Here is a 21,022-nt window from a genome sequence, read left to right on the forward strand (position 1 = left end):
TTATATTAGAGGAATAGGATGTAAATCTCCCTTTTCCATAAGATCACAACTTTCAAGGATCCATTTGAATTTTTCAAACAAGTACTTAGGGAGAATACGCCACAGAACACGATGGAGGCAATATGAGCAACGAAAGTAAGTGTCCGGTGATGCACCACGCTCACGCACGGGGCACGATAGCGAACCAACAATGGTGGCCCGATCAGTTGAACCTGAAGATGCTCCACCAAAACCCACCCACATCTCATCCTATGGGTGAGGATTTCAACTACGCCGAGGCGTTCGAGACACTCGACTTGGAGGGGCTGAAACAGGACGTTTATAAGGTGATGACGACGTCGCAGGACTGGTGGCCCGCCGACTACGGACACTATGGACCCCTCTTCATTCGGATGGCGTGGCACAGTGCAGGCACGTACCGCATCGGCGACGGACGCGGCGGCGGTGCCTCTGGCACGCTCCGCTTTGCACCCCTCAACAGTTGGCCCGACAACGCCAGCCTCGACAAGTCAGTCCGGCTCCTCTGGCCCGTCAAGCAGAAATACGGGCGGACGCTCTCATGGGCAGACCTCATAATCTTCGCCGGGAACTGTGCCTTGGAGTCGATGGGGCTCAAGACACTCGGATTCGCAGGCGGGCGTGAGGATGTCTGGGAGCCTGAAGAAGACATCTATTGGGGATCGGAGACCACGTGGCTCGGGGACGAGCGTTACACCGGCGACAGAGAGCTTGAGAATCCTCTCGGTGCCGTTCAGATGGGCTTAATCTATGTGAATCCACAGGGACCCAACGGTAACCCGGATCCCGTCGCTGCAGCGCGAGACATTCGAGAGACGTTCCGGCGCATGGCAATGAACGACGAGGAGACGGTCGCACTCATCGCCGGCGGACACACGTTCGGCAAAACGCACGGGGCTGCGGATGCCGATGCGTACGTTGGACCCGAACCCGAAGGTGCCTCACTTGAGGAACAAGGACTCGGTTGGAAGAACAGTTTTGGTAGCGGCAAGGGTGTCCACACAATCACTAGTGGGTTGGAGGGTGCCTGGACCGCCGCACCGACTAAGTGGGACAATGGTTTCTTTGAGAACCTGTTCAACTACGACTGGGAACTGATAAAAGGTCCGGGGGGGGCATGGCAGTGGACCCCCAAAGATGAATCCGCACACGGCACGGTGCCGGACGCTCACGATCCCTCGAAGAAACACGCGCCGATGATGCTCACAACCGACCTATCTCTGAAAGAGGATCCAATCTACGCAGAGATTTCCAAACGCTTCTACGAGAACCCAGCGGAGTTCTCAGATGCCTTTGCCAGGGCGTGGTACAAGCTGACCCACCGCGACATGGGACCCCGCACACGCTGTCTCGGTCCCTGGGTTCCTGAAGAACCGCAATTGTGGCAAGACCCTGTCCCGGATGTCGATCATGAATTGATTAATGAGCAGGACATCGCTGCCCTCAAGGGGAAGATCCTCGCATCAGGACTCTCCATTTCCCAACTCGTTTCGACGGCTTGGGCGTCTGCGGCAACATTCCGCGGCACCGATAAGCGCGGTGGTGCGAACGGGGCACGTATTCGCCTCGCACCCCAGAAGGATTGGGAAGTCAACAATCCGTCCGAATTGGAGAAGGTCCTTCAATCCCTCGAGGCGATTCAAAACGAATTTAACGGATCCCAGTCCGACGGGAAGCGGGTCTCTCTTGCTGACCTGATCGTTCTCGCTGGGTGTGCAGCCATCGAGGCAGCTGCGAAGAATGCCGGTATTGAGGTCCAGGTTCCTTTCGCGCCGGGACGCACGGATGCGTTGCAGAAGCAAACCGATGTGGAATCGTTTGCTGTGCTTGAACCGACTGCCGACGGATTTCGCAACTACCTCGCAAACGGACACCACGGCACCGCCGAACAGTTGCTCGTGGATCGAGCACACATGCTGACGCTAACCGCGCCTGAGATGACGGTTCTCATCGGCGGCTTGCGTGTCCTGGATACAAACGTTTGTGAGTCCGGTTTCGGTATCTTCACCAAGCGACCCGAGACGTTGACAACTGATTTCTTCGTGAATCTGCTTGACATGAACACCGAGTGGTCAGTTTCCTCTACATCTGAGAATGTGTTCGAGGGGCGTGACCGCTCGACAGGCGAGCGCAAGTGGACCGGTACCCGCGTCGATCTCGTATTCGGCTCAAGCTCTCAGCTTCGAGCCATTGCGGAAGTCTACGCGTGTGATGACGCTCAAGAAGCGTTTGTAAATGATTTCGTGGCTGCGTGGAACAAGGTCATGAATCTCGATCGATTCGACCTTGCCTAACCTCAACAAGGTAGAACAGTGGGCGCGTGGAACCCTCACGCGCCCACTGCCCAATTCGTTGTGTAGGTTAAAGGGTTGGTTAAACCTAATTATCTTCAGGGTCTTTAGGAGGTTTTGGCTGAGGTTTATCTCTTTCATTTTTAGCCCATTCTACCCATTCTGCATGCTTTTGCTTCGCCCCTTCTAAGCGGGCCCTCTGATTTTTTTTCTCCTCACGTTTTTCGAGAATCCTTTTGACTAACATGATAACCTCCCAGACAGCCGCCCAGATTTCCATAAGATTACTGCTACGAGCGTGAAAAGTGGTAATGCTGTACTGGCATTTAAGATGAGAATATTCAGGCTTTCTCCCTTAGGTCTCAACAGGAAAAATACATAAAGTATTTCCAAAATAATTACATGAATTAAAATGGCAAGTGACCATTCGGGTGTTATGATTTCACGCCATTTTCTACTTGATCTTTCTTCGTCCATAAATACGTACTTTTTGTATTAATTACTTAGAACTGATTTTAATTTTAATCTTTTTTCTCTTATTTATCAACCCATTTTAATACTACAGGCTATTTTACTTATCCTTCCTCCTGCCACGTCTCCATCCTTGGTGTACGAGCGAGTTTTACTCGCGACTCCTACTGATTGCTGACCGTTCTAAAGAATCTTATTGATTTCCTTCCTAAAGTGTGTGAAAATAAGAGAAAATCCCATCCTGATCACTTTGTGGACAGAGAAACCATGAAAAATGATAAGAAAACAATCTTCGGTTGGTGCATGTATGACTGCGCGAATTCAGCCTATATCACCACCGTGATCGCCGCCATATTGCCGAATTATTTTGCGAAAGCCATTGTCGGCGAAGCAGGTGTGAACATTCTCGGTATGAATGTGAGTGCGACAGCCTTGTGGGGCTATATGTTGGCAACCGCGGCGTTCTGCGTATTCCTCTTTGCACCCGTGCTTGGGGCGATTGCCGATTTCTCTGCCGCAAAAAAACGGTTTCTTATGGGCTTCGCATATATGGGCAGTATCTTCGCAACGCTGCTCTATTTTTGTAAGTCTGGCGATGTCGGATTGACGATTATGCTATTTCTCGGTTCTCAAATTTGCTTTGTCGGCGGTAATGTTTTCTACGATGCGTTCTTACCACAGATCGCCTCCGAAGACAAACTGGATGCCGTTTCTGCCCGAGGCTATGCTTTCGGGTATGTCGGCGGCTCGCTGCAATTTACCATTGCCCTCGCCCTCGTCGCCACGCAAAAGACACCGGAAGGCCAAGCGATGGCAGCACGCATCGGAATGGCGATGACAGGAATTTGGTGGGCAGGTTGGACACTGTTGACAATGAAATACCTAAAAGAGGAAAAAACGTCGTATCAACTTCCAGAGGCACACCGCAACAAACCAAAACCTATCGCTTATCTCATCCTTGGCATCAGTCGGACGCTTGCAACAGCAAAACGGGTCGGACGCTTTAAACACCTGACCCTCTTCCTCGTCGCCTATATGATATACAACGACGGGATCCACACCGTTACCAGCATGGCGACAATTTACGGCACGGAAGAATTAGGGCTTTCAACGACTGCACTCATGGTAACGCTCCTGCTGGTGCAAGTTGTTGCAATAGGGGGCGCGTTGATCTTCAGTCGGCTCGCAAGTCGTATCGGTGCGAAACGCTCTGTAATGTTTGCCTTAGTCTTGTGGAGTGGGGTTGTTACCTATGGGTATTTCATTCATTCCGCAACAGAATTCTTTGTTCTCGGAATGGTTGTGGGTCTTGTGCTCGGTGGGACACAAGCGTTGAGCCGTTCCTTCTACGGTGCAATGATTCCAGAGCAGGCGAGTGCGGAGTTTTACGGGTTCTATTCTGTCTTTAGCAAGTTTTCGTCAATTTGGGGACCCGTAACGTTTGGTGTTATCGAACAGATCACCGGCAGCGCACGTCTTGCGATTATTTCATTGATGATTTTCTTTATCGTCGGACTGATTCTATTGGGATTCGTAGATGAAACAAAGGCAAAAGCGGATAAACTCGCGTTCTAATACAGGCAGTCAGCTATCGGCGATCAGCAATTAGTAAAGACGGTTCTCTGTAACAATTTACTGCTGCCTGAGTCTTCCAAAGCACGGAAGATTATTACAAAAACGACTCTTTACCGACTGCCGACTGCTGACCGCTGATGGCTGTTAGTTAATTCGTTAACTCGAAAATAATCGGGAGTTCAAGCCGCAAACTATTCCCTTCTTGTTCCGCAGGGAAAGGCGGGTAAGGCACAGCGTTTTGGACAGCGGCGATCGCCGCGCTATCCAGTGCCGTTGAGCCGGAAGAATCTGTGACTGTTGGATTCCGAATCGTGCCGTCTTTGAAAAGCGTAAATCGGACGGTTGTGCTGGAACCGTCGTCTAAACTCCGGACACGTGGGGGGAACCGTTGCACCTGTTTGATTCGGTCCCGAACCGCCTTTAAGAATTCGTTAAACGACTGTTTCGCATCCCCTAAGTTGACAGAGGCGAGTTCAAGATTGCCCGCATCATTGAACTCCGTTTGTGCAAGGCTTGTTCCCATATCCATTTTTGCGACTAAGCTTGTGCTCTCAAACTTCGGCACCTCAAACTTCGGCATCGTTGTAACAATATTTGCCTGTTGTCGCGTGGCTCTGAACAGATTTTTACCGATCCCTGTTGTGCTCGGTGCCATGACCGGGCGTGTCGAAACGTCGCTCGTCGGTAGTGTGAATCGTGCGTTGCCCACCGGAATTTTAGCACTCGTCGTAACAGTCTGTCCTTTGGGGGCTCGGATCTTAGAGAACTTCGGTTTTTGGGGTTGTCGCGTTGCACGAGGCGGCGTCCGGCGTTTCGCTTGTGGTTTCTCGGCTTCCAGAACGACACTCTCTACTTTATCATTGTGCATCTCCAACACGGTTTTTTGAATAAAGTAGATAGCACCGGCAATAATCCCGACTACATGCAGCCCGATTGCGAAACCCCATGCGATCCGGATCGCTTTCCGTTTCCGTTTTTGGGCGGCTTCTCGGTTTTGCCGCTGAACATCAGCCATGGTCATCATATTCTTCTGCTCCCATATGTTTTCAGCACCCTATAGGCGTGCTATATCAGTCATTAATCTTCATAACTCATTAACTTATATCTGCCGTTTTTGACAACGACTGAGCCGAGAATCTTCAGTTCCCGTTTTTCTCCAGCAACGTTCTGTAACGTCAAAACGGTCCCACGCAAAAGTTGGAACCCTTCATAAGTCTCTTCGGGTCGATCGAAGCGGATGTCAACGAACTTCAGATTTACCCCTCCGAAGTGAGCGATCCACTTTTTCATACCTGTATTACACTTCTTATTTAGATTTGACCATGCAAAATCGCCCGGAAAATTGTTCGGTGGACGGCTCGCAGGGAACGCGGGCCAAATCCAATCGAGGTATTCCTCGCGTTGCACACGCAGGCGGTCTAACTGCTCAATATCTTTCCGATTGAGTGCGTCAACGACTGCCAGACCGAGTTGGTCTGGCGAGTCGAGACTATTTTTCCAAACCGATTTCTCACACCCTACGAAACTGCTGTAGACAATCAGCGTCGTTAGAAGGATGTAAGATGCGTGAACGGTGAGTTTACTACTTCTGCGCACTCGTGGTCCATCCTGTGGTCCAGTTGTTGCTTGGGCTCACACCACCGATGAAGTTAACCTGTTCAAAGAAACCATCACCCGGCGGATTCGCAGGTGTTACTGCATTTGCACCCGCACCAGGTGTAAAGTTTGGCGCGGACTTGTTGAAGGGCGCTGCCAAGCCTGGGTCAACTTCTTTATTTCCGTTGGAAGCGGCAAAATCGGCTTCATCGAATCCATCGTCGTCTTTCTCATCGCCGAAATTGCCTTTTCCATTTTCAAAGAAGATGCTGTTTTTTACGACCAGTTTACCGCTATTCGCCTGCGCGTGGGTTGCCTCGTTGTTGATATCGAGTCCAACTTTGTTAAAGCCGGTAACGATGAAGTTGGCGAATGTGCCAGCGGCTCCTTCACGAATCAACATACCGTTATCGCTTTCTGGACCAGCTGGATCACCGACGAGCGTTACGTTATAGACCGTCGCGGCGGAACGGGGTTCTGCTTCATTATCTTTACTGCTGTTGTCAACTTCGAAGCCGTTATCGGCATCGTCGCCATACTGCTGCACGACGAGGAACTGGGCTTTACCTGTCCAGCCATCTGTCCAGTCGAAGGAGTCGTCGCGCGCACCCGTAACCATGACATACTTCAGGTTGACGGTGCCACCGAACATCTCAACGCCATCGTCTTGGTTCATGTGGACTTGGACGTGATCGACAATAGTGCCGGATCCAACGCCTTGGAAGGCGATACCGTTCAACTCGTTGTCAGGGCTGAATTCGATACCTGCGTACTCGACACGGACGTATTGAAGGATGCCGCTGCTGTCCGCTGGATTGTTTCCACCGAAAGCACCTGTGTCCCCTTCACCGAAAGTTAGGCCTTGGTTCGTGGGCGCGCTACCGTTGATAATCAAGCCACCCCACTGACCGCGTGCGCGGGAACCTTCAAAGGCATCACTCGACATAACGATGGGGGCAGATACTGTGCCTTGTGCCATGATCTTAGAGCCTTGGGCAATGATAAGTGTGCCATTGGTTGCCTGCTCGCCGTAAATGTGGACACCCGCTTCAATGGTTAAGGTTGCGCCGCTTTCAACAAACACTGCACCCCGGAGGAGATAATCGTAAGCCGAAGTGAGCGTTTTGTCGGCGTTCAATCTGCCTTCAAGGATGACCACTTGACGTCCATCAATATCGATAACAGTCTCTTCTACTAACGTTTCTTCAATTACTTCGATCTCGTCCGTATCATCGCTATCACAACCGACAATGGCGAGTGTTAATCCAACTGTGAAGGCTGCCATAAGTAGAAACAGCCAGTTCTGATAGAAACCCCTTGTTCCCGTGGATGCAGGGACCGACCCAATATTTAACATTAGCTAACTTAGCTCCTTTTTTATTTTTTATCTTTGCCTAACCGATCCAACGGACAGACACTGATGATTGCGACCCAGCGATACACATCGCCGTTTTTAAGCCGCTGTTGTAAATTTTCTTACGCTATAAAGAATACCAATAAATTGTTGCAAAAAAGTGACAATGATATGATTTTTTTACCACTGATTGCTGACAACCACTCTTCTGATAACTGAGATAGTAGTTTCTGAAAATAAGTTTACATTTTGGTAAACCCGCGCCCTGCTTCATGAACCCTGTAGGAGGGAACTCCGATTCCCGACTCTTCTCTTTGAGTCCTCTTGCTGACTGCTGATGGCTGATTGCCGACAGCCGTCCCCTATAAGTTGTAACTTATCCCGAATGAGAACGCTCTCCCCAATTTATAGTGGACATAGCTTGCCTCACCCTGTTTAAAATGAACGTCCGGGTCGAGGAGATTTTTCGCGGAGACGCTGAATTTGAAATAATTCGCGACCGTCCGACTGAAACTCACATCCAGTTGTCCACGCGGTTGCTCATACACATCTGGCACCCCATGGTTGCCCACCTCAGAGAGTCTGCGTCCGAAGATGTTATACGCAATCGCACTCGAAATACCCCAGTCCGGATCTTCAAAACCGACGGAGACGTTGACGATGTATGGACACTGTCCCTGTAGTGGACGCTCGGAGGAGGTCTGAATACCGACGTCCTCGGGTAACACCACGTGTGAGGAAATCAATGCGGCGTTTGTATTGATCGAGAATTTACGCAATGCATCTGTGAGAACGCCTAAATTCTGACGCGCTTCTAACTCCAAGCCGTAGTTGTTGGCACCTTCGGCGTTTTCATAGGTAATCCGGACTTCCGCCTGCGGTTGAACGATCTGTTCAATCGGTTTCTGGAACCGTTTATAGAACGCACTTATCGCCAAAACGCCACCAATCTGTGGAAAAGCTTCCCAACGGAAATCGAAATTGTCAATCTGCGTCCGCTCCAATTCTGGATTGCCGAGAATCGTTCTACCACCGACGAAGTCTGTGAACTCAAAGGGCGCGAGTTCCCGGAAATCCGGACGCGTAATTGTTCGAGATGCTGCGAGCCGTAGATTCATCCGTTCCGTGAGACGATACGCTACGTTCAGACCCGGCAACCAGTCAAGTGTTTTTAGATTCGCTTCAATTGCTTTTTGGGAGGCAGTGAACGGATCGTAGGTGGTAACCGTTTGATCCGAAGACTCCAATCGAACCCCGGTCATAATCTGCCATTTTGTGGTAATCGGTAGATCGAGCATCAGGTAACTTGAGTAGATATTGTGGTCTGCCAAGTAGTTATCCGTAGAGCGTGTGGATTCTCGCAATTCAAAAACACGAGGGGCTATGTTTTGGGTTTGAAAGAGTATTTCGGGGGGATCGGAGAGGTTGACGGTCGCGTCTACTTGGTCAGAAGGTAGGAATCTAAATCTACGGACATCAAAAGTCCGTGCCCTGTCTCGTAAGAGTCCTCCGAATTTGAAGAGACCTTCAGCACCCAGCGGTACTTTCCAGTCGAGACGTGCGTTGTATTCGTCGTCCTCAAGATTAAAGAAAAATCTGCTACCACTATGTGTTACATCGCGGAATGTGAACGTTCCATCACCTCTGTCTTCGTAGATGTTTTCGCGTGTGTCGGGTTCATCGCGCAACGCACGGGAATAAGTGAGTCGCCACTCCATAGAGACATCGGCGTGCTTTGCTGCTTCTTCTAATACGGGTTCTCCGAAGTTAAAGTCATGCATGCCTGCGACCTGTCCAGAGAAAAGTTGCCGTTCAACGTAACGCAGCCGTGTGCTGCGCAGATCGGTATTTCTATCGGCGTTGAACCCTTCCCATGTTCGGGTCTCATCTTCAGCGGTGTGTGTGAAAAGCGTCTTTATGCTGAGCAGATGTTCTGGAGAGAGGCGAAGACTGGTATTTAGGACACTTCCCCACTCCACTTCATTACCGCTCCGTTCAATGTTATACGAGGTTACTGGGGAAAGCGTCTCGTTCAAACCGAGCCGGAAGGCATTGCGAACCTGTGTACCATAACTATGGCTATTGCCGTAAGAGATGACACCTAAGTACCCGAACTCTTTGTCTCCGAAAATCTTGTTACTGTTACCAAGACTGAATTTATAGCCTTGATTAATGGGAACTTGTCGTCGTTCTGGCGACCAGACATTGGAAAACGATTGTCCGAACTCTTGAATTTCTTGGGGCGTGAATCCTAAAGGTGTAAAACGTCCACGCTCTCGAACCGGTAAATCGGCTGCCTGATTTTCGACAATGATCGGTAAGGCACGCGAGCCATCGTCGAATCCTAAAAAGTCGAAACTACCACCCGGATACGTCAAGCCGTCTTCTCCTGTTGCCTGTGTGTTAAAACCGCTCGACATTGAGAGCGACATCGTCAATTCTTCTGGGAAGTCTTTGGTGAACACTTGGACAGAACCCCCAGCGAAACCCCCGGGTTGGTCGGGCGAGAAGGTCTTGACTGTCTGGAGACTTGCGAGGAGGCTTGCTGGAAAGATGTCCATCGGCACAACTCGGCGGTTCGGCTCAGGGCTGGGGATCTCAACGTTATTAAGAAGGGTATTGCTGTAGCGTTCTCCCAAACCGCGGACAAACACGTAACGTCCGCCGACTATGCTGACACCCGTTACTCGTTTAATAGCCTCACCAGCAGATGAGGCAGGGAGTCGGCTCATCTCTTCTGTGCTGATGCTGTCTTCAATGCGTGAACTACGCATCCGTTTTTCAAGGAGACCCCGCTCACTGGCTTGGCTCAGTCGGACAGGCAACTTGATGGCATCGAGTTTTACCACCTGTGGGGTCATTTTGATGTCAAGAGATGCCGATGTCTCGCCTGGGATCACCTGAAAATCGGGGATGACAAAAGTGTTATAAAACGGCGCGCTTGCATGAATCTTATAAGTACCGCTCGGCAGTTCCAGCGAGAATGCACCTGTTTCATCCGTTTTTACCCGAATTTGCGTGTCAGTGACCCGAATGGATACCGCTGCTATCGGCATTTCGGTGTCGTTATCTACAACGCTACCTGTTACCTTGACGATCTGTTGTGTTTCGTGGTTATCGGCATCTACTTCTCCGAGCACGAGTCCTATGCTAAGCACCAAAAGCAATAGGTTACCGATGCGAAACCATTCCCCGCAGGGCGGAACTTGCAAGCCCATATTAAGAAATCCTCTCCTTTTGTCCGATTATCCCTTTAAGCAAACTAAAAATCCTCTCTGGTTTTGTGGTCGGCGGCTCCCTATACGCGCATGGACGGGTTCAGGATCCGTCCTCACTATAATTTTATAGACTGCGCGAAGGGTTCTCCGCCAACATCTCTGTTCTCAACGCTATTCCAATGGTAAAAGAAATTTTAATCCCCAAATGCAACAAAAATGTGTAATTTGTTTGTTAAAATAAAGAAAAATAAGCAACTTTAAGTATTAAAGTTCAAGTTTTGCATCCGCAATTGGGATGGAAAATTGGAAGATGGGAAGGTTGGAAGAGAGGGGATACGGTGTTTCTTCCACCCTTCCTGCACTTCCATCCTTCCTTAAAACCTACAATGTATATTTAATATTGCTTAGGGGTGCTATGTTAATGAGAAACTGGCAACTTGGGTTATATTTAGGTAATTCTATAAAAGACAGTTTTTAATCAAGCAGGCTCCATAATCTTGTAAATCCTTGAATCCTGTAAATCCTGATTCAGACAATGAATTCCGACATTACCCGATTCAATTCTTAAACTTCATCAGAAAAACCGTACCGGCTGCTGATAGCCATTTGGCTTTTCTCTTGATATTTTTGACTACAAGTCCTATAATAATAAGCATACGTTATTCATGTTCTATGGAAGGCACATTGATGTTAGCCGAGTTGCTTCGGAAAAGCATTCATCTATCAGGACTGGTCCTACCGCTTATCTACCTGTTTTTAGATCGACAGACGATGTTAATCTTCATCGGAATACTGACCGGATTGGCACTTGCCGTGGAATTACTGAAATGGTTCTTCCCGCGTTTCGGTGAGTTGTTTTTCAAAATTTTCGCTTTCCTGCTCCGCACACATGAGCGCAAAGGCGCCATGACAGGCGCGACCTACTATCTCATCAGTGCTTTCTTGTGTATTTTCTTTTTCTCTAAGACGCTTGCGATCGTTTGCATTTTCTTTATGATATTGGGGGATTTGGCCGCCGCGTTAGTGGGTAAAAAATGGGGCAGGACGAAGCTCATCGGTAAAAAGAGTTTAGAAGGCAGTGCCGCCTGTTTTGTCGTTTGCGTTTTGATTGCTTTAGTGACATTGAATCCTGTGATAGCAATCATCGGTGCTTTGGTCGCTACAATTGTGGAACTCATCCCCGCCCCGATCGACGACAACCTCACAGTGCCGCTCGTTTCCGGTGCTGTGATGCATTTTCTGATGCAAATTCTAAACTCTTAACACATAGCAGTCAGAAGAATAGCAGTCAGCCATCGGTTTCCATCAGCAGTCAGATAAAAGAAAATTGCGATGGTAGTGGTGTTTTTGCAATGTAATACAAGGAACGGATTTCGTTTCTCCGCAGACTAAATCCAGTCTATTCCCAGACCAAATCCGGTGTTTCTTCAATTTCCCCTTGTAGCTGCTTTAACACCTCTTTACTGACAACTAATATTATGGCGAATATCAAACTCGAAAACATTGTAAAACGCTTCGGAGATTTCGTGGCGGTTAAGGATTTCAATCTGGAGGTTGAGGACAAAGAGTTCGTGGTTTTTCTCGGTCCCTCTGGATGTGGTAAAACCACAACGCTCCGTCTCATCGCAGGTTTAGAAAATCCTGAAGAGGGCGATATCTTCATCGATGGACAGCCTGTCAACGATCTCTCCCCTGCCGACCGAGATATCGCCTTCGTCTTTCAATTCTATGCCCTCTACCCACATCTGAACGTCTACGATAACATTGCTTTCCCACTTAAAGCCGTGAAGATCTCGAAATCGGAGATTGATGCCCAAGTGAAGCGGGTTGCGGGAATCTTGCAGATATCCGATATACTCAATCGCAAGCCGAGTGTCCTCAGCGGTGGTGAGATGCAACGCGTCGCGCTCGGACGCGCCATGGTGCGTCAGCCAAAGGTGTATCTCCTTGATGAACCTATGGCGAATTTAGACGCGAAGATTCGCGTTGATACCCGCGCCGAAATTAAGCGACTCCAGCACGAAATCGGGGCAACAACCATCTTTGTAACACATGATCAGGTTGAAGCCATGTCACTCGCGGATAGGATTGCTGTTATCCACCAAGGAATCCTGCAGCAAATTGGGACACCGCATGAAATCTATAACAAGCCTGATAGTCTCTTTGTGGCGGGATTTATGGGAATGCCCACTATGAACCTGCTGGATGCAGAGGTCACCTCGCACGGAGGGGAATCCATGCTACGGTTGCGTCACACCGATGTCTATTTTCGCCTCTCTCCGGAACGACAAGCGACTATCACTTCAGGCGCGGTGGAAAACGGTTTGGTGTTCGGCATTCGTCCAGAACATATCACAGCGGTAGGTCAGTCCGGTGGAGGAACCATTCCTGTTGATGTGCATCTCGTTGAACCGCTGGGTCCCGTCAATATCCTTGACATCCGACTCGGTACGCATTCAGAGACCCAGGAACCTATTCTGCTTCGGGTCAGGACACATCCAACGTTTCAGGTTACGACTGGGGACACCGTCTGGTTAAATTTTGACGAAGCAGAAATGCATCTCTTCGACCGAGAAACAGAACGAGCTGTCTGGGGAAAGTAGTTGTCAACTAAGGGTGCCATGTCTATAAATAGGTAGCAACTCACGTTAGAATAATAAAGATGCAGGAAAAGATAAATGGAAGGAAAAGATTTAGTCAAGTACCCGCCGACTAAAGTCGGGGGCTTGTTAAAACCCCGTCATTCTCGGCTGTTCGTGTTTCTCGGGCTATGGCTCAAGCAGCCCACGATGCAGAACCTCAGACACTTCCGATTCGGAAGTTGTTCAAACGAACAAACGTCTTCGAGTTACAAAAAATATTTTAGCATTTTTGACGCTTTTTGTCAATAAAAATATAGTAGGAGCGGTGTTTCCTGACCTGAATGAATTCAGGGGTTTCCACACCGAAGATAAGAGATGAAAATACCGTGTCGTTTAGCCGCTTTTGACTTGGATGGAACACTCCTCAACAGTGAACACGCATTATCAGCAAAAAACCGAGACGCGCTTCGGGCACTCGCCGCAAAAGATGTTCTTGTGGTATTAGTTTCTGGAAGGATGCACCGGTCTATCAAACCGATCAGCGATCAGATCGGGCTTGAAAACCCGATTATCTCTTACAATGGCGGGATGGTACAACACGCGACAACAAGTGAGGTGTATCATCATACACCGGTTCCAGCGGACTATGCGATGGCGGTCGTCGATGACTGCGTTGCGCAGAATTTGCATCTCAACTTCTGTTTGAATGACGAACTTTACGTCGCTGAGCGAAACGCATGGAGCGACCTCTACGAAGCGCGAACAGGCGTTCCAGCGACACCTGTAGGTGACCTACGCGAGTTATCCGGGGAAACACCCACAAAGTTACTCATCATCCATACACCCGAAAAATTAAAACCGCTCTTGGACAGTTTTCAAGCCAATTATGCGGAGAAGCTTTACGTCACGCAGACCCAGGCGGAGTATATTGAATGTATGAATCCGGAGGTCGCTAAGGGACGCGCACTAACAGCACTCGCAAATCGATTTGATATTCCGATGGACACAGTTGTTGCTTTCGGTGATAGTTACAATGATGAAAGTTTACTCAAAATAGCGGGGTTCGGCATAGCGATGGCAAACGCAGTGCCACCGATTCGTGAGTGTGCCGATCATATTACGACGACGAATGACGATGACGGAGTCGCAAAAGCGATTTGGGAATTGATTCTCTGAAGCATTGGATTGTGTTCCCTGTAGGAGGGAACTCCGATTCCCGATTCTCCTGTCCGGTGACCACTTTGCTGGCGGTTATTGTCTCGGATTGATGTCATGAAACTTTTTGTAAGGAATATCCGCAACGAGTACGTAGGAATTTCCCTCCTGTTTCAATGACATCCGAACGGAGTTAACGGAAAATTCAAAATACTTTGCCAGAACTTCTGCCAACTCATGATGCAACCTCGTCATAAAGCGATCATCTACATCAAGCCTGTCTTGTGTAATGACAAGTTTTAGGCGCTGCTTGGCGATACTACTCGACTTCGGCTTGCGCCCGAATAATTGTTTTATGCTGATATTCATCAAGTTTGCGGTTTGGAAACCCAATCTTTTAAGGTTGGGAGGAAACCGCCCTCCTTTTTGCCATGAAAATGAATGTAGAATATCTTATACGTTTTCTTCGATCCTTTGACAGAAAGACACTCTATATATTTCTGAACCAATTGACGATATTGGAAAGAAAGCCTTTCTGCTCTAAGTCAGGTATCGGGATTCGTTGTCCGGTAAGCCTCCGGGCAATGCGCATATAAGCTTGAGAACCGGGGGAAGCGTCTTCGTATACTAAAGGGATTCCGCGGTTCGTGGAAGTAATCACACCGGTGTCTTCAGGAACAATCCCGATGAGGTCGATATTGAGGATATCGAGGACATCGGCTTGGTCCATCATACTCCCGTTCCCTACGAGCTGCGGCGAGAAGCGATTTAGAATCAGGTTGATCGGCTCGATGCCGGCGTGTTGCAACAACCCTATAATTCGGTCGGCATCCCGAATTGCGGAAACGTCCGGGGTCGTGACAACAATGGCTTCTTCTGCGCCTGCGGAAGCGTTACTGAAACCACGTTCAATACCGGCAGGCGAGTCAATCAACACGAAATCGTGAGCGTCCTTCAATTTGTCACAAATCGCTTTCATCTGCTCTGGTTGGATGTCATCTTTGTTGTTTTTCTGGGATGCTGCCAGTAACGTTAGCCCATCGACGCGTCGGTCTTTCACAAGTGCTTTACCGAGTTCGCATTGCTTATCAATGACATCCATTGAGGTGTAAACAACCCGACTCTCAAGGCCCATCACGATATCAAGGTTCCGAAGCCCGACATCTGCGTCGACAACCACGACTGTTTTACCAAGAAGTGCGAGGGCTGTTCCTAAGTTGGCAGTAGAGGTTGTTTTTCCAACGCCTCCTTTTCCTGACGTTACTACGATTACTTTTCCCATAACCCGAAACCTCCTATGTTAAAACTTAACAAATTTTTCAATGATAATTACATCTTCCACCCCGATGCGTGCAATTTCTGGATACCCTCGGGATTTTTGGTTAATGGGGCGTCGGCTCATAAAGTTGCCGATTTGGAGTTGTACAGGCACTAAGTCCATAGCGATGATGACAGCCGAGAGCCTACCGTTTATGCCAGCGTTTGCATTCCCGCGCAACGCCCCAAGCACAACAATATCTCCGCCGGCTCGGACTTCCGCGCCCGAATTAACATCACCGTAGATGATGAGACTTCCTTGTGGGAAATCTTCTGTCTGTCCCGATCGGATTGTATAGGGGATAATTCTTGAAGGCTCAGTATCTCGAGTGTTCTGTTGGGTGTCCATTCTTTGGGGAATGGCGTGCGTCGTTGGCGCGGCAGCGATAGGAGGCGGTGCCTGCTCATCAAATGCTTCAATACGCCGGACCGTCAGATTGTACTTCTCTTGAAGCTTCGATTTTAAATACGCCATTTCCTCCTCTTGCAAGATTGGACACTTCAGATCAATCTGCACAGATGCCCCAATTAAAGGGTGATTCATCCGGGACATTTCCTGTTGAATCGCCTCTTCAACTTCCTCTATGGACAGATGGGGCCTGATAATCAGGTGAAAGCCATCCCTATACACTCTGAGAGCCACAATAGAGTTTGCCATTTTTCTTCTTCTAATGGAAGTCAGCATACTGGCTATCGACAAGATAATTTCAAAGTAAACTAAAATCTGCAGAGTGAGTAAGTTATCATAACTTACCAACTTCAAACTTTAGCACAATTTATTACTTCGCGATGAACGAGCACTCTAAACTTTCTTTGCTGATTGCAACGCAAGCCGCGGGTGGACTTGTGGGACAATGCTGACTGCTAATTTTTTGGCCGCTGATCGTTATTCCGCCAACTGAGCCAAAACATAAGGTCCCTCAGGAATCACTGCAATTTGAGCATCCGCGCCGTATCGGGTGAGAAGTTCGTCAATACCTTCTTGCGCACTTTGCAAAGGATGCACAAACAACTTTACACGTTGATGATACGGAATCCCATCGGTGTAGAAATAGATATCTGCCTTCCTCGCTACCTTTGCTAACTCTTCTAATTGCCACTGATCAATGACAAAGTTTGCTGGATTGTAAAGACCTTGCACAAATGCAGTTAAATCATCGGTTTTAAAAATCAGGTCTGTAAACGGCTTGCTGCCGATCCCTTCACTACATGCCGCAACGAGCAGGATACTGCCGCCCTGCTTGACAATCTCAACGGCGGTCAGCAAGCCTTTGATTGCTTGATAGAACGTTGTATCTAAAGGATAACCTGCGCTGGAAACAACGACGGCATCTGCTGCTGTAGGTAATGTAACCTTGGCGTTTCTCTCGACAAACTGCGCGCCGACTCGGTGAGACGCAACCATGTCGCCTGCAAAAATACCTGTGATTTGGCGATGTTTATCAATCGAAACGTTCAGGTTAAAGTCAACACCAGCCATCAGCGCGATTTCTGTGGCTTCTATATGAAATGGATTTCCGTCCAAAATACCCACAGCGGATTTTGGATGTTCCATCAGTTCGGGACCGTGCATCACCTTCATTGTCTCGATTGAGGCGATTCCTGGGCAAATAGCCTTTCTGCCGCCAGAGTAACCCGCCATCAAGTGTGGTTCAATCAGACCCGTGATAATTTTCAGATCCGCTTCAAGATAGGTTGTGTTGATGTGGACAGGGGTGCCGTTCTGTGTTGTGCCCAAATAGGTGTGGGTCTCTATTTTTTGCGAAAAATGGTTGACGATACGATACGTCTCCATAATCTCGCCTCCAACCATCGTTTCGAGTTCTTCTGTGTTATTCGGGCGATGGATGCCAGTCGCAATGAGGATCGTTATTTTCTCGCGTGGGATACCAGTCTGTTCAAGTGTTTCCAGTATTGGAGGGAGGATCACTTTGTTCGGCACGGGGCGAGTTATGTCAGAGATTACTATACATGCCGACTCGCGCCCTTTTGCAAGCTCAGCCAGTGGAGGAGAGGCAATAGGCTGAGCGAGTGCCTCTTGTACGGCACTACCTCCATCGGGCAGCGGGACACTTTCCGAGATTTCAAGAACCCCGGCTACATTCTTGTCGGGAATCTCAATCGGTAGGGTTCCAGTCCCATATCTCATTTCGACTCGCATATTGAAATGTCCCTTCAGATTGGCTAAATCGGGTGCTAATACTGGCACGCCACTCGCTCAGTAGAAAAACTAACCCCTGCATGTATTATACCGTTTTTTCATAAAAAAAGCAAATTTATTTTATATCTATGCCATAATTGGCATAATTTGCGGGGTTTATCTCATAGTTTGCTGATTAGACGCAATTTTTACGATCTTTTTAAAGTATTTAACAGGAACAGTAGTCCGATACCCGCTATTTTCCAAAAATCCAAGATCGGTGTGTAAATATTGTCAAAAGTCGCGATTTGAAAATCATCTCTAAATCACCGCAATTAACGCAACCCGCAACATTTTTTCTTACTGACTGCTGATTCCTGATTGCTGACTGCTGACTGCTGATTCCTATAAAGCACTTGACTTTTTTGAGGCGATATGTTAAAATCTATGAATAAAACTTTGTCTATCTAACCGCTGGAATTCTCAAAGCGGATTGCGGGCAAAAATCTACAAATTAAACGGAGTCAGACTGATATGCATCGTATCGAAGTTACCACCAAACCCAACGGCGCAGGACGTAATTGGTTGGAAGTTGGGCATTTTGAAACAGATGCGCTTGGTCGCAGACAGTGGATTAAAAAGAACGTGCCGCATCAGGAATCAAAGCTAACCGTTGATAGGCAATACTCCCCCCGCGGTGAAACGATTGACTGGATCGTTATGATTCCTGAGAACTATCCGTTCACGCTTGTCAAAGTTAACTACGACCGTCTCAATCCTAAGGAGCTTGAAGTGCTTTGGGATCCAGATGGTGCCACACAATCCGATACTGCCCGTGAAGATAAAATTAAACGTATCTATGAACTCGCCGCTGGCAACGATGAACTCACCGGGTTGCTAAAAGAGATTCTCTGAGCATATCAGTTAGCAGCAATACCGTTTTCAATAAACCCGCGCCCACCGCCGCCGGCGAGGATTGTATCCTCGCCTCTTTGGAGTGCCTAATTAATTCTAAACTTTACTATAGTTGTAGCCTGCAACAACGGCGCAGGCGGATTTAAGGGATGCACGTCAAAGTTCAAATGCACACTGTTCCGCCGCAAGGTAAAATTAAAAATTACCAGCCATATCGCTCCGGTCCCCAAGGTTTCGATACCAATTCCTGTTTCGCCATGATCATCGTTTTACTCGGCACATCATCGTATAGGATGACTCCCGGTCCCACGACACTATAAGATCCGATCCGTCTCCCCGGCATAAGAATCGCATTCACACCCGTGCGACAGTAGTCTCCCATATAGGTCGCATTTGCTCCGTAAGATGGAACTTCGTAACGCCCTTCCACCCGCATCGGTGTGTCTCCATCATCGAATCGGAGGGTCCCGCACACCGTCGCGGCACCGATATCGGTCGCGCATCCGAAAACGCCGGACATCTCGCAATAGTGATAGAGGTAGACTTTATCGAACAGCACCCCCGCCATCTCAGCACCGTGACCGATGATACACCGATTTCCGATGGCAGTGCTGCCAACATCACAGTAATCGCTAATCCGACACTGATCTCCGACGAAAATATTTCCGTGCAAGATCGCACCGTTCGTTATGTTATTGTTCGCACCTGCGATAAGCGTTCCATTGAGAACGACGCGCGGTCCGATAACGGAGTTTTTCCCCAAGACGACGTGTCCGTTAATTTCAGCGGCATCCGAGATTTTGGCACCCGCCGCAATGTGGTCCTCTGTCACCTGTGTCGCAAGGTAATCCACCAACTGGTTGTTCGCTTCCAGAACATGCCACGGCTTATCGACATCGACAAGAAATCCCTCTGTTTGAACCGCCGCTACCTCCCTATCGTCGTCAATCATGAGTTGCATGGATTGCGCGATTTCGGATTCAGGGGGCGGCATCCCACCGACAGGCACCCGTGTAACAATGCCGGGGTTCCTTAAAAGGTAAGGGACAGCTGTCGGGGCGAAGGCGTAGACACCACAGAGACGATATGAACCCCCGCGTGGGTGCCCCTCAATACCACTAAGTTTTGTGACGCTTTTGCCTTCTGTTTCTGTTGTGTTGATACTACCACAGAGCCAATCGCTGGCGTCTTCGTTCCCGAGCGGTTGAACCAATGCTGCCGCTTCCACGTTGTGAGTATAAAATCCCCTAATTACATTACGAAAATTGTCAGGAACGGTTACAATATCCCCATAAACGACGAGGAAGGGTTCATCTTTTGCATGTTCTAATGCGCACAACACAGCACTCGCTGTGCCATCAATTGGATTTTGTGTGACGAAAACGACGTTTGGTATATCGGCGAGAACACCGCGCACCTGTTGCGCGTAGTGTCCCACGACAACGATGATCCGTTCACATCCGACTTCCAGCACATTCTCTACGACCCGTCGAACGATTGGGGTATTGGCGACAGGGAGTGTGCATTTCTGTCGAAATTCCCCGTAGGGCCACACTTTACGTCCGAGTCCTGCAGCGAGTACAATCGCAGTTTTTATTTTCATATTAAAGAATTCCTAATGTCCGCCATGCGATGTGTTGATTCATGAAGTCCGCTAAAAATGCTGGATCGGGTTGAGTGGTATCCAATCGTTTCTCATAAGGGACAACGCCAATTACGGGAATATCCGTCAATTTCTCAATTTCAACCGGGTTTGTTGCTTCGGCGAGTCCTGCTGCTTCAGGCGTATGTCTGTTCAGAACAATACCGGCGATCTGAAGTCCGAACTGCTGCGCGAACGCCACAGTTAACAGTGTATGGTTCAAGGTTCCGAGACCCGCCTGTGCGACAATGAGGACCGGCAATCGCAATCGATTGATGAGATGCGCTACAAGAAAGTCGTCTCGGATGGGAACGGCGATGCCTCCGACACCTTCCACTATTACGAAACCGTATTTCTGTTGAAGTGCTGTGAAGGCGGTTTCAATGCATGAGAGATTAATCTCTCTATTTTCGATCCGCGCCGCCACAGACGGTGCCAACGGGTGTCGAAGGTAAATCGGGTTAATCGAGGCGAGTTCATCGTCGATTTGCGCCGCGTGCTTTAGGAATTGCGCGTCAGCGGTATCACCCGAGCTAATCGGTTTCATTACCCCGACGTTTGTCCCCGATTGTTTCAGCGAGGCTGCTAACCCACCCGCGATGACCGTCTTCCCGATTTCCGTCCCTGTGCCTGTAATAAAGATACCGTGTGCCATGTTGTTTCTTATTATATACTAAAGTTTGGACAATATTTCAGAATTCAAGCTGCCTTTTCAAAAGGCAGGGTCATATCTTGTTGAGAATCGGTG

General features: G+C 48.7%; 17 protein-coding genes. 6 read left to right on the top strand and 11 right to left on the bottom strand.

Features of this window, described 5'->3' with window-relative positions; translation table 11 throughout:
• The first annotated feature begins 122 nt into the window (after positions 1–122).
• Positions 123–2,312: a catalase/peroxidase HPI gene (gene katG, locus J4G07_17920; GenBank protein MCE2415863.1), complete on the top strand. Its 2,190-nt coding sequence runs from the start codon at positions 123–125 to the stop codon at positions 2,310–2,312.
• 85 nt (positions 2,313–2,397) lie between these two features.
• Here the strand turns inward: katG and J4G07_17925 are convergent, their stop codons facing one another.
• Positions 2,398–2,589 carry a hypothetical protein gene (locus J4G07_17925; GenBank protein MCE2415864.1) on the bottom strand — a complete coding sequence of 64 codons (192 nt, stop codon included), beginning with the start codon at positions 2,587–2,589 and terminating at the stop codon, positions 2,398–2,400.
• Between the two features lie 458 nt (positions 2,590–3,047).
• Between J4G07_17925 and J4G07_17930 the strand changes: the two genes are divergently transcribed.
• Entirely contained in the window at positions 3,048–4,355 is a 1,308-nt protein-coding gene (locus tag J4G07_17930; protein MCE2415865.1) for an MFS transporter, read from the top strand.
• A gap of 148 nt (positions 4,356–4,503) precedes the next feature.
• Here the strand turns inward: J4G07_17930 and J4G07_17935 are convergent, their stop codons facing one another.
• The 4 genes from J4G07_17935 to J4G07_17950 all read right to left on the bottom strand — a co-directional run bounded on the left by J4G07_17935 (position 4,504) and on the right by J4G07_17950 (position 10,523).
• A complete protein-coding gene (locus tag J4G07_17935) occupies positions 4,504–5,379 on the bottom strand; it encodes a TonB family protein (protein MCE2415866.1) in 876 nt (291 codons plus the stop codon).
• A gap of 53 nt (positions 5,380–5,432) precedes the next feature.
• Positions 5,433–5,951, bottom strand: coding sequence for a hypothetical protein (locus J4G07_17940; GenBank protein MCE2415867.1), 519 nt, complete (start codon positions 5,949–5,951; stop codon positions 5,433–5,435).
• A complete protein-coding gene (locus tag J4G07_17945; GenBank protein ID MCE2415868.1) occupies positions 5,938–7,308 on the bottom strand; it encodes a hypothetical protein in 1,371 nt (456 codons plus the stop codon). The genes J4G07_17940 and J4G07_17945 overlap by 14 nt, the downstream gene beginning before the upstream one ends.
• Positions 7,309–7,667: 359 nt before the next feature.
• Positions 7,668–10,523, bottom strand: coding sequence for a TonB-dependent receptor (locus J4G07_17950; protein MCE2415869.1), 2,856 nt, complete (start codon positions 10,521–10,523; stop codon positions 7,668–7,670).
• Between the two features lie 687 nt (positions 10,524–11,210).
• Between J4G07_17950 and J4G07_17955 the strand changes: the two genes are divergently transcribed.
• The 3 genes from J4G07_17955 to J4G07_17965 all read left to right on the top strand — a co-directional run bounded on the left by J4G07_17955 (position 11,211) and on the right by J4G07_17965 (position 14,281).
• A complete protein-coding gene (locus tag J4G07_17955) occupies positions 11,211–11,786 on the top strand; it encodes a phosphatidate cytidylyltransferase (GenBank protein MCE2415870.1) in 576 nt (191 codons plus the stop codon).
• A gap of 215 nt (positions 11,787–12,001) precedes the next feature.
• Positions 12,002–13,126: an ABC transporter ATP-binding protein gene (locus J4G07_17960; protein ID MCE2415871.1), complete on the top strand. Its 1,125-nt coding sequence runs from the start codon at positions 12,002–12,004 to the stop codon at positions 13,124–13,126.
• 354 nt (positions 13,127–13,480) lie between these two features.
• The gene (locus J4G07_17965; protein ID MCE2415872.1) at positions 13,481–14,281 is read left to right on the top strand and encodes an HAD family phosphatase; all 801 of its coding nucleotides are present in this window, start codon (positions 13,481–13,483) and stop codon (positions 14,279–14,281) included.
• Between the two features lie 75 nt (positions 14,282–14,356).
• Here J4G07_17965 and minE read toward each other — a convergent pair whose 3' ends face one another.
• From minE to larA, 4 genes are all read right to left on the bottom strand, one after another.
• The gene (gene minE / locus J4G07_17970; protein ID MCE2415873.1) at positions 14,357–14,629 is read right to left on the bottom strand and encodes a cell division topological specificity factor MinE; all 273 of its coding nucleotides are present in this window, start codon (positions 14,627–14,629) and stop codon (positions 14,357–14,359) included.
• A gap of 121 nt (positions 14,630–14,750) precedes the next feature.
• Entirely contained in the window at positions 14,751–15,542 is a 792-nt protein-coding gene (minD, locus tag J4G07_17975) for a septum site-determining protein MinD (GenBank protein MCE2415874.1), read from the bottom strand.
• Positions 15,543–15,560: 18 nt separating this feature from the next.
• Positions 15,561–16,235 (bottom strand): hypothetical protein, encoded by a 675-nt coding sequence (locus tag J4G07_17980; protein ID MCE2415875.1) that lies wholly within the window; start codon positions 16,233–16,235, stop codon positions 15,561–15,563.
• Between the two features lie 228 nt (positions 16,236–16,463).
• Complete coding sequence (larA, locus tag J4G07_17985; protein MCE2415876.1) at positions 16,464–17,738, bottom strand: nickel-dependent lactate racemase; 1,275 nt, start codon at positions 17,736–17,738, stop codon at positions 16,464–16,466.
• Between the two features lie 513 nt (positions 17,739–18,251).
• Here larA and J4G07_17990 point away from each other — a divergent pair.
• The gene (locus J4G07_17990) at positions 18,252–18,632 is read left to right on the top strand and encodes a hypothetical protein (GenBank protein ID MCE2415877.1); all 381 of its coding nucleotides are present in this window, start codon (positions 18,252–18,254) and stop codon (positions 18,630–18,632) included.
• A gap of 202 nt (positions 18,633–18,834) precedes the next feature.
• Here J4G07_17990 and J4G07_17995 read toward each other — a convergent pair whose 3' ends face one another.
• Together J4G07_17995 and bioD are read right to left on the bottom strand one after the other, a co-directional pair.
• On the bottom strand, positions 18,835–20,235 hold the full coding sequence (locus tag J4G07_17995; GenBank protein MCE2415878.1) for an NTP transferase domain-containing protein: 1,401 nt from the start codon (positions 20,233–20,235) through the stop codon (positions 18,835–18,837).
• A 1-nt stretch (position 20,236) separates the two neighbouring features.
• Positions 20,237–20,944, bottom strand: a complete 708-nt coding sequence (bioD, locus tag J4G07_18000; protein ID MCE2415879.1) for a dethiobiotin synthase — start codon at positions 20,942–20,944, stop codon at positions 20,237–20,239.
• Positions 20,945–21,022: the final 78 nt, after the last annotated feature.

The organism is Candidatus Poribacteria bacterium (genome assembly GCA_021295715.1).
Lineage (GTDB): Bacteria > Poribacteria > WGA-4E > WGA-4E > WGA-3G > WGA-3G.

Coding starts and splice junctions, on each gene's coding strand:
- katG (MCE2415863.1), top strand. CDS start 123: ATGAGCAACGAAAGTAAGTGTCCGGTGATGCACCACGCTCACGCACGG.
- J4G07_17925 (MCE2415864.1), bottom strand. CDS start 2,589: ATGGAAATCTGGGCGGCTGTCTGGGAGGTTATCATGTTAGTCAAAAGG.
- J4G07_17930 (MCE2415865.1), top strand. CDS start 3,048: ATGAAAAATGATAAGAAAACAATCTTCGGTTGGTGCATGTATGACTGC.
- J4G07_17935 (MCE2415866.1), bottom strand. CDS start 5,379: ATGATGACCATGGCTGATGTTCAGCGGCAAAACCGAGAAGCCGCCCAA.
- J4G07_17945 (MCE2415868.1), bottom strand. CDS start 7,308: ATGTTAAATATTGGGTCGGTCCCTGCATCCACGGGAACAAGGGGTTTC.
- J4G07_17950 (MCE2415869.1), bottom strand. CDS start 10,523: ATGGGCTTGCAAGTTCCGCCCTGCGGGGAATGGTTTCGCATCGGTAAC.
- J4G07_17955 (MCE2415870.1), top strand. CDS start 11,211: ATGTTAGCCGAGTTGCTTCGGAAAAGCATTCATCTATCAGGACTGGTC.
- J4G07_17960 (MCE2415871.1), top strand. CDS start 12,002: ATGGCGAATATCAAACTCGAAAACATTGTAAAACGCTTCGGAGATTTC.
- J4G07_17965 (MCE2415872.1), top strand. CDS start 13,481: ATGAAAATACCGTGTCGTTTAGCCGCTTTTGACTTGGATGGAACACTC.
- minE (MCE2415873.1), bottom strand. CDS start 14,629: ATGAATATCAGCATAAAACAATTATTCGGGCGCAAGCCGAAGTCGAGT.
- minD (MCE2415874.1), bottom strand. CDS start 15,542: ATGGGAAAAGTAATCGTAGTAACGTCAGGAAAAGGAGGCGTTGGAAAA.
- J4G07_17980 (MCE2415875.1), bottom strand. CDS start 16,235: ATGGCAAACTCTATTGTGGCTCTCAGAGTGTATAGGGATGGCTTTCAC.
- larA (MCE2415876.1), bottom strand. CDS start 17,738: ATGCGAGTCGAAATGAGATATGGGACTGGAACCCTACCGATTGAGATT.
- J4G07_17990 (MCE2415877.1), top strand. CDS start 18,252: ATGCATCGTATCGAAGTTACCACCAAACCCAACGGCGCAGGACGTAAT.
- J4G07_17995 (MCE2415878.1), bottom strand. CDS start 20,235: ATGAAAATAAAAACTGCGATTGTACTCGCTGCAGGACTCGGACGTAAA.